This window comes from Serratia sp. H1w, from assembly GCF_000633355.1.
GTDB lineage: Bacteria > Pseudomonadota > Gammaproteobacteria > Enterobacterales > Enterobacteriaceae > Chania.
This window is the reverse complement of the sequence record NZ_AYMQ01000093.1, coordinates 1-7,989: the sequence shown is the minus strand read 5'-3', so window position 1 is coordinate 7,989 and position 7,989 is coordinate 1. Positions and strand designations below refer to the sequence as shown.

7 protein-coding genes and 1 other annotated feature are annotated in these 7,989 nt (G+C 53.8%); of the genes, 4 read left to right on the top strand and 3 right to left on the bottom strand.

Annotated elements, in window-relative coordinates; genetic code table 11:
* Positions 1–410: 410 nt before the first annotated feature.
* The 3 genes from clpB to rluD all read right to left on the bottom strand — a co-directional run bounded on the left by clpB (position 411) and on the right by rluD (position 4,823).
* Positions 411–2,984 (bottom strand): ATP-dependent chaperone ClpB, encoded by a 2,574-nt coding sequence (gene clpB, locus U869_RS0120930; RefSeq protein WP_025123759.1) that lies wholly within the window; start codon positions 2,982–2,984, stop codon positions 411–413.
* 130 nt (positions 2,985–3,114) lie between these two features.
* Positions 3,115–3,846 carry a purine nucleoside phosphorylase YfiH gene (gene yfiH, locus U869_RS0120925; protein ID WP_025123760.1) on the bottom strand — a complete coding sequence of 244 codons (732 nt, stop codon included), beginning with the start codon at positions 3,844–3,846 and terminating at the stop codon, positions 3,115–3,117.
* Positions 3,846–4,823 (bottom strand): 23S rRNA pseudouridine(1911/1915/1917) synthase RluD, encoded by a 978-nt coding sequence (rluD, locus tag U869_RS0120920; protein ID WP_025123761.1) that lies wholly within the window; start codon positions 4,821–4,823, stop codon positions 3,846–3,848. Before rluD ends, yfiH begins: the two co-directional genes overlap by 1 nt.
* A 132-nt stretch (positions 4,824–4,955) precedes the next feature.
* Between rluD and bamD the strand changes: the two genes are divergently transcribed.
* The 4 genes from bamD (at position 4,956) to pheA (ending at position 7,836) form a co-directional block, all read left to right on the top strand.
* Positions 4,956–5,687: an outer membrane protein assembly factor BamD gene (gene bamD, locus U869_RS0120915; RefSeq protein WP_025123762.1), complete on the top strand. Its 732-nt coding sequence runs from the start codon at positions 4,956–4,958 to the stop codon at positions 5,685–5,687.
* Between the two features lie 311 nt (positions 5,688–5,998).
* Positions 5,999–6,343 carry a ribosome-associated translation inhibitor RaiA gene (gene raiA, locus U869_RS0120910; protein ID WP_025123763.1) on the top strand — a complete coding sequence of 115 codons (345 nt, stop codon included), beginning with the start codon at positions 5,999–6,001 and terminating at the stop codon, positions 6,341–6,343.
* Positions 6,344–6,468: 125 nt separating this feature from the next.
* Positions 6,469–6,594 (top strand) — a sequence feature (Phe leader region).
* Entirely contained in the window at positions 6,470–6,517 is a 48-nt protein-coding gene (pheL, locus tag U869_RS32425) for a pheA operon leader peptide PheL (protein WP_192958309.1), read from the top strand. (Overlaps the previous feature by 48 nt.)
* A gap of 84 nt (positions 6,595–6,678) precedes the next feature.
* A complete protein-coding gene (pheA, locus tag U869_RS0120905) occupies positions 6,679–7,836 on the top strand; it encodes a bifunctional chorismate mutase/prephenate dehydratase (RefSeq protein WP_025123764.1) in 1,158 nt (385 codons plus the stop codon).
* The last annotated feature ends 153 nt before the right edge of the window (positions 7,837–7,989 follow it).

Sequence of the window (7,989 nt, the reverse complement as noted above, 5' to 3'; positions counted from 1 at the left end):
GTCTGATAAATTGTTAAAGAGCGTTCGTTACCGTTAAGTTTCTCAGTAACGCGGGATGTGCATATTACGCTTTCCCGCTGAAGAGTCAACCTTTTTCTCTTGCGAGACGCGGTGTTTTCACCGGGTTGCTTCTTCCTGGCTGGGCGACTTGGTTCTCGTTAGAGGAGTCGTTGTTCCCGGTCAGTGGAGGCGCATTATAGGGAGTTCTCAGAAGGGCGCAACCCTTAAATTCAAAAAATCTTTCAAGCGTTCAAAAAGCGAACCATTACGCCATTTTCGCTCATTTATCAGACGAAAAAGTCCCATTTTCAACGTACTGATCACTGAAAATGCCACTACCAGACGAAAGCCAAAGAAAAGGGGGCGGTAAAAACCGCCCCCTTCTATATAGCTACCAGCAACAACCGCTATTATTGCTTGGCAACAATATGGTCGTTTTCCACATCCAGCGTCACCGGTTTGCCTGGGATTAACTTGCCAGACAAGATTTGGTGCGCCAGCGGGTTTTCGATTTCCTGCTGGATAGCTCGTTTCAACGGCCGTGCCCCATAGACAGGGTCGTAACCGGTTTTGCCCAACAGCTCCAATGCCGGCTCCGTGATACTGACTTCGTAGCCGCGCTCTTCCAGACGTTGGTACAGACGCGCCAACTGGATCTTGGCAATCTGCGCGATATGTTTCTGGCCGAGCGGATGGAACACCACCACTTCGTCGATACGGTTGATAAATTCCGGACGGAAATGTTGGCTCACCATCTCCATGACCGATGCCTTCATCTGTGGATAGCTCATCTGACCGAAATGCTCCTGGATCAGATCGGACCCCAGGTTAGAAGTCATGATCACCACGGTATTACGGAAATCAACGGTACGGCCTTGCCCGTCTGTCAGACGTCCGTCATCCAACACCTGCAACAGGATATTGAAGACGTCTGGATGCGCTTTTTCCACCTCATCCAGCAGGATCACTGAATAAGGACGACGGCGCACCGCTTCTGTCAGATAACCGCCCTCTTCATAACCGACATAACCTGGAGGCGCACCCACCAGCCGCGATACGGAGTGTTTCTCCATAAACTCGGACATGTCGATACGCACCATCGCGTCATCACTGTCGAACAGGAACCCAGCCAACGCCTTACACAGTTCGGTTTTACCCACCCCGGTAGGACCGAGGAACAGGAACGAACCGATCGGCCGGTTAGGATCGGAAAGACCGGCACGGCTACGGCGAATCGCATTAGATACCGCGTTCACGGCCTCATCCTGGCCAATCACCCGTGAGTGCAGCTCCTGCTCAAGACGCAACAGTTTGTCACGCTCACCTTCCAGCATTCTGGCTACCGGGATACCGGTCGCTTTTGCCAATACCTCGGCGATTTCGGCGTCGGTAACACGGTTACGCAGCAGCTTCATGGTCTTGCCTTCTGCCTGCGTGGCCGCCTCGAGCTGTTTTTCCAGCTCAGGGATTTTGCCATATTGCAGTTCAGACATACGCCCAAGGTCACCGACTCGGCGAGCCTGCTCCAGCGTGATCTTGGCCTGCTCCAGCTCCGCCTTGATATTCTGGGTACCAGAAAGCGAAGCCTTTTCCGCTTTCCACTCTTCTTCCAGCTCCGAGTATTCGCGCTCTTTCTGCTCCAGCTCGCCACTCAGCATTTCCAGACGTTTTTTACTGGCGTCATCCGATTCCTTGTTCAGCGCCTGCTGTTCCAGTTTCAACTGGATGATGCGGCGCTCCAGGCGATCGAGCGATTCCGGTTTAGAGTCCATCTGCATACGAATGCTGGATGCGGCTTCGTCGATCAGGTCGATGGCCTTATCCGGCAGCTGACGGTCGGAGACGTAGCGGTGCGACAGCGTCGCCGCAGCCACGATCGCCGGGTCAGTGATCTGCACATGGTGATGCAGCTCATAGCGTTCTTTCAAACCACGCAGGATGGCGATGGTGTCTTCCACGCTCGGTTCCGCGACATAGACTTTCTGGAAGCGGCGCTCCAGCGCAGCATCCTTCTCTATATACTGGCGATACTCGTTAAGTGTGGTCGCCCCTACGCAGTGCAGTTCGCCACGGGCCAATGCAGGTTTGAGCATGTTGCCCGCATCCATCGCACCATCGGCTTTACCGGCACCCACCATGGTATGCAGCTCATCGATGAACAGGATGATGCTGCCTTCCTGTTTGGAGAGATCGCTCAGTACCGCCTTGAGGCGTTCTTCAAATTCACCACGGTATTTGGCACCGGCAATCAACGCGCCCATATCCAGGGAAAGCACGCGTTTATGCTTCAACCCTTCCGGGACTTCGCCGTTGATAATGCGCTGCGCCAGGCCTTCAACGATGGCGGTTTTACCGACACCAGGCTCACCAATCAGCACCGGGTTGTTTTTGGTACGGCGTTGCAGCACCTGAATGGTGCGGCGGATCTCTTCATCACGGCCAATCACCGGGTCAAGCTTGCCCTGTTCCGCACGCTCAGTGAGATCGATAGTGTATTTTTTCAGAGCCTGACGCTGATCTTCAGCACCTTGGTCATCCACGCTGTCTCCCCCCCGCATTTGTTCAATGGCTTTGGCTATCTTGTCCGCCGTTGCACCGGCCGCTTTCAGCAGATCGGTCAGGTTGCCGCGATCTTCAAGCACCGCCAGCACAAACAGCTCGGATGAAATAAATTTGTCTGCACGCTTTTGCGCCAGCTTGTCGCACAGGTTGAGTACGCGTACCAGTTCGTGTGAGGGTTGAACATCCCCACCGGTGCCTTCAACCTGCGGCAGACGTGACAATGCCTGATCGATGTCGGTGCGCACGCGCGCAGCATCAATCCCGGCAGAAGTCAGTAATGGACGAACCGTGCCCCCTTCCTGATTGAGCAAGGCGCTCATCAGATGTAACGGTTCAATAAATTGGTTGTCGCGCCCAAGGGCTAAAGATTGGGCATCGGCGAGGGCAAGCTGGAATTTGTTAGTAAGACGATCCAGACGCATAACACCTCCAATGTAGGTCAAAATTGCTACTGGAGATTAAATGAGGTCATCCCTCAAATTTTCAAGGTTATCTCGACACTATATTATGAGTACAACGTCATGCATCAGTGGATCGTCCTAGCGCAGTAGGTTATCTCACCCAGATCAAACTTGCCATACGTCCGGTAGTTCCGTCGCGCCGATAGGAGAAAAAATGACTCATTTCGTTCATTGTGCAACGATTACCGCCATAAATGGTGAAAATACCAGCACGTTGCAAGCGCTGACGCGCCAAAAGATAGAGGTCTGCGAGGAATTTTTCACCCTGGGGAGTAAAAGCGGCGGCGGCGGCACTATCAATATCCATAAATGCCGCCCGTACTTCTGCCCCAACTTCAAACCGGCTTGGGCCGATCGCCGGGCCTAACCAGGCGGTGATGTTTTCGGGTGCTGTAGCAAAGCGCGCCACGGTATTTTCCAGTACGCCATGGCACAAGCCACGCCAACCCGCATGCGCGGCGGCAACTTCATCACCCGCCTGCGAAGCAAACAACACCGGCAGGCAATCCGCCGTCATCACCGCACAGACCAACCCGGCCACATTGCTGTAAACCGCGTCGGCGCGCAGATCTTCAGGCGTTTGCCCATCCAGCGTCAGCACCCGCGTACCATGAACCTGCTCCAGCCACAGAGGCAATTGCGGCAAACCAGCCGCTGCGACCAGGCATTGGCGGTTACGCGCCACGGCCTGCGCATCATCCCCAACGTGATCGCCCAGGTTCAGCGAGTCATAAGGAGGAAGGCTGACACCGCCGTGACGAGTGGAGCTGTAGGCTGTTACCCCTGCGGGCAACGGCCAATCGGGCACAATCAGCGAACTCATTACCAATCCATCTGATCTTTGAATTCTTCGGTATCCAGCTTCAGCGCATCGATCAGATCGACCATATCCTGCGGAATTGGCGCATGCCATTCCATCTGGATACCGCTGATTGGGTGATACAGACGCAGCATGGTGGCGTGCAGAGCCTGACGATCAAAGCCGCGTAGCGTGGTGATGAACGCCTCGGATGCCCCTTTTGGCGGACGAGGACGGCCACCGTACAGCTGATCGCCCACCAGCGGATGGTCGATATACGCCATATGCACGCGGATCTGGTGCGTACGGCCAGTTTCCAGACGCAGGCGCAAGCGGGTATGGGCGCGGAAATGTTCCATAATGCGGTAATGCGTCACCGCAGGTTTACCCATTGGGTGCACAGCCATATGAGTACGTTTGGTGGAGTGGCGGGCAATAGGTTGCTCCACCGTGCCACCCGCGGTCATGGTGCCGATCGCGACTGCTTCGTACTCACGAGTGATCTCACGTTCCTGCAATGCCTCTACCAGACGGGTTTGCGCCGGAACGGTTTTCGCTACCACCATCAGGCCGGTGGTATCTTTATCCAGACGGTGAACGATACCAGCACGCGGCACGTCGGCAATCTCTGGGAAATAATGTAACAATGCGTTAAGCACCGTGCCATCCGGATTACCCGCACCAGGGTGTACCACCAAGCCGCGAGGCTTGTTGATCACCAGAATATCGGCGTCTTCATAGACGATATTCAGTGGGATGTCCTGCGGTTCCCAACGGGCCTCTTCTTCTATCTGTGCATCAATGGCGACCGTCTCTCCCCCCAGCACCTTCTCTTTCGGCTTGTTTATCGTTTTGCCATTGACCTGTACCCTGTCTTCCAGGATCCATTCTTTTATGCGTGATCGTGAATAATCAGGGAACAATTCGGCCAAAGCCTGATCTAAACGTTGTCCGAGTTGAGATTCGGCCACCGTTGCGGTGAGTTGTACTTGTTGTGCCATATGCAGCTTCTTCGTTAACGTTGGGTTTTCACGGCGATGCCGTTTAATATAATGTGCTATTGTAACTGGTCTTTTGTCGGGAGCTTAACGGACAGTCTCCCGGAATAACACCCTGAGGATAATCAAAACGTCATGACGCGTATGAAATATCTGGTGGCGGCAGCCACGTTGAGCCTGGCGCTGGCAGGTTGCTCCACATCCAAGGATGCGGTTCCCGACAGCCCGCCTTCGGAAATCTATGCTACTGCCCAGCAAAAACTGCAGGACGGTAACTTTAAGGGCGCGATTACGCAACTCGAAGCGTTAGATAACCGCTATCCATTCGGGCCGTACTCTCAGCAGGTCCAGTTGGATCTGGTCTATGCCTACTATAAATCTGCCGATTTACCGCTGGCACAGGCTTCTATCGATCGCTTTATGCGTCTGAACCCAACGCATCCAAACATCGACTACGTCATGTACATGCGCGGTCTGACCGATATGGCGTTGGATGACAGTGCGTTGCAAGGCTTCTTTGGGGTTGACCGTTCTGACCGCGATCCACAGCATGCCCGCGCCGCATTCCGCGACTTCAGCCAGCTGATCCAGCAGTATCCGAACAGCCAATACTCGACCGATGCCTACAAACGTCTGGTATTCCTGAAGGACCGTCTGTCCAAGTACGAGCTTTCAGTGGCGGAATACTACACTAAACGTGGCGCTTACGTCGCGGTAGTTAATCGTGTTGAACAGATGATGCGTGAATTCCCGGACACCAAAGCGACGCGCGACGCGCTGCCGCTGATGGAAAACGCCTATCGCCAGTTGCAATTGACTGCTCAGGCCGACAAGGTCGCGAAAATCATCGCCGCCAACGCAGCTTAAGTTTTCAGCGTGACACAAAAACAAAACGGCAGCCTCGGCTGCCGTTTTCATTTGCTGCAAATTCAGCCATTTCCAGGATAAATACACAAGCAAAAACACGGTGTTAGCAAGGCTAAGCCACCGGTTAACCTATCGATAATGCGCGTTCTGCGACTAAGACTCAAGCGTTAGATGAACGTTTCAGAGGCTAAATCACAGATTGAACTAACTTTGCAAAAAGTGACAAAAATATGTGTTTTCTATCACGCATTTCGGCAAAAAGCGGGGTATGCTGAATCTATCCAAGACGGAAAGACAGAGAGGTAAGTTATATGACAGTCAACATTACCAGCAAACAAATGGATATCACCCCCGCAATCCGTAGTCATGTCGAAGACCGTCTCAGTAAACTGGAAAAGTGGCAGGCGCAGCTGATCAACCCACACATTGTCTTATCTAAAGAACCTAAAGGGTTTGCCGTCGACGCTACCATTACCACCCCTAACGGCCCGCTGGTTGCCAGCGCCAAACATGAAGACATGTATATCGCCGTTAATGACCTGATTGCCAAACTTGAGCGTCAGCTGAACAAAGTACAGCATAAAGGCGAAGCCCGCCGCGCTTATGCCAGCGTGAAAGACCTGGCTCCGGAAATCGCGCAGGAAGAAGAGGAATAGCCCTGCAAGTGATTGTTTCACATCAAACGCGCCCGAGGGCGCGTTTTTTGTCTGCCGGTTTCTATTGACACAATGAAAAGCCAGCGGTTACTTTAAACCCTGATTTACACCCATTTTAGGAACGCTATGAGCCGTAAACCGTTTTTCTTCGCATTCTTTTTTACCTTCCCCTGATTGGGAGGCGTTTCGTCGTGTGAGAAAGAATGCGAAGACGAACAACCAAGCCTCCTCAAGCAGGGGGCTTTTTTTATGGCTATGTGACAACCCGCCCCGATGGACTGTAAGCCGCGGCTTGCAAGACGCTGGGAATATAAGAATACAAGGCAAAGCTGATTATGACTGACAACCCGTTACTCGTGCTGCGCGAACGCATCAGCGCACTGGATATGAAATTGCTGGCCCTGCTGGCAGAACGCCGTGAACTGGCGGTGGAAGTGGGCAAAACCAAGCTGCATTCGCACCGTCCGATCCGCGATAAAGAGCGTGAACGCGATCTGCTGGATGCCTTGATCAGCGCCGCCAAGCCTTATGAACTCGATGGTTTTTACGTCACTCGCCTGTTCCAGCTGATTATCGAAGACTCTGTACTGACCCAGCAGGCGCTGCTGCAGCACCAGCTTAACCAGACCAGCCAACATTCCGCACGTATTGCCTTCCTGGGGCCAAAAGGCTCTTACTCGCACCTGGCCGCCCGCCAATATGCCGCCCGCCACTTTGATCAACTGATCGAATGTGGCTGTCAGAAGTTCCAGGACATCTTTACCCAGGTGGAAACAGGCCAGGCAGATTACGCCATCCTACCGATCGAGAACACCAGCTCCGGCTCTATTAACGACGTGTATGACCTGCTGCAACACACCAGCCTGTCGATCGTGGGTGAGCTTACCCTGCCTATCGATCACTGCGTGCTGGTAGCCAGCGATAGCGATTTGGCGCAGATCGAAACCGTTTATAGCCATCCGCAGCCGTTCCAACAGTGCAGCCAGTATTTGAATCGCTACCCCCACTGGAAGATTGAATACTGCGAAAGCACCGCCGCCGCGATGGAGAAGGTTGCCAAGTTGAACTCACCAACGGCTGCCGCCTTGGGCAGCGAAGCCGGCGGCGCACTGTACAACCTGCAGGTACTTGAGCATAACCTGGCTAATCAGCAGCAGAACATCACTCGCTTCATTATCCTGGCGCGCAAGGCGATTGAGGTTTCCGAGCAGGTCCCGGCCAAAACCACGCTGATCATGGCCACTGGTCAACAATCCGGTGCTCTGGTAGAAGCCCTGTTGGTGTTACGTGACAACGGCATCATCATGACCAAGCTGGAATCGCGCCCGATCAACGGTAACCCGTGGGAAGAGATGTTTTATATCGATGTGCAGGCTAACTTGCGTTCGGTCGCGCTGGAGAAGGCGTTGAAGGGCCTGACACCGATCACCCGCTCGCTGAAAGTGTTGGGCTGTTACCCAAGCGAAAACGTGGTGCCGGTCAATCCGTCTTAACACGGCGATCGTTAAACCAGAACATCCGGCGATCGCTGCTCCCCCTCACCCCTACCCTCTCCCCAAAAAGGAGAGGGAGCTGTACGGAGCCGTGTTCAGGTACTGGAGTTGTGGCACGATCGGTCCCCTCTCCCTTTGGGAGTGTACAGACCG

Coding starts and splice junctions, on each gene's coding strand:
- rluD (WP_025123761.1), bottom strand. CDS start 4,823: ATGGCACAACAAGTACAACTCACCGCAACGGTGGCCGAATCTCAACTC.
- clpB (WP_025123759.1), bottom strand. CDS start 2,984: ATGCGTCTGGATCGTCTTACTAACAAATTCCAGCTTGCCCTCGCCGAT.
- bamD (WP_025123762.1), top strand. CDS start 4,956: ATGACGCGTATGAAATATCTGGTGGCGGCAGCCACGTTGAGCCTGGCG.
- pheA (WP_025123764.1), top strand. CDS start 6,679: ATGACTGACAACCCGTTACTCGTGCTGCGCGAACGCATCAGCGCACTG.
- raiA (WP_025123763.1), top strand. CDS start 5,999: ATGACAGTCAACATTACCAGCAAACAAATGGATATCACCCCCGCAATC.
- yfiH (WP_025123760.1), bottom strand. CDS start 3,846: ATGAGTTCGCTGATTGTGCCCGATTGGCCGTTGCCCGCAGGGGTAACA.